The following is a 410-nucleotide window of genomic DNA, read 5'->3' as shown; positions in this document are numbered from 1 at the left end:
GAGTCTACAGAATTGATTTGTGAAGTTTTTGAAGTACCACGCGCTAGTTTTTATGGCTTTAAACAAGCTAGAAAAGTGATTAATAAGCAAGAAGTAGCGTTACGAGCCAAGGTAAATGAGCTATTCAAACTGAGCAGAAGCGCTGCAGGAAGCCGAAGCCTCGTTATGATGCTCGGTGAAGCTGGCTTCAACATAGGTCGCTTTAAAGTAAGGCGTATCATGAAAGATATGCACTTAATCAGTAAACAGCCGGGTTCGCACGCTTACAAAAAGGCAACCGTAGAACGACCTGGCATTCCAAATCTATTGGAGCGAGAATTTAATGTTGCTCAGCCAAATCATGTTTGGTGCGGGGATATCACTTATATTTGGGCAGGTAGTCGCTGGATATATCTTGCGGTTGTACTCGA

1 protein-coding gene is annotated in these 410 nt (G+C 43.2%); it reads left to right on the top strand.

Annotated features, from left to right (window positions below; translation table 11 throughout):
* Positions 1 to 410, top strand: a 410-nt coding sequence (locus V6256_RS15225) for an IS3 family transposase (RefSeq protein WP_341599109.1), incomplete at both ends; no start/stop codon positions are given.

Source organism: Psychromonas aquatilis, assembly GCF_038155185.1.
GTDB classification, from domain to species: Bacteria; Pseudomonadota; Gammaproteobacteria; order Enterobacterales; family Psychromonadaceae; genus Psychromonas; species Psychromonas aquatilis.
The sequence above is the reverse complement of the archived record's forward strand: the minus strand, read 5'-3'. Positions and strand labels throughout refer to the sequence as shown.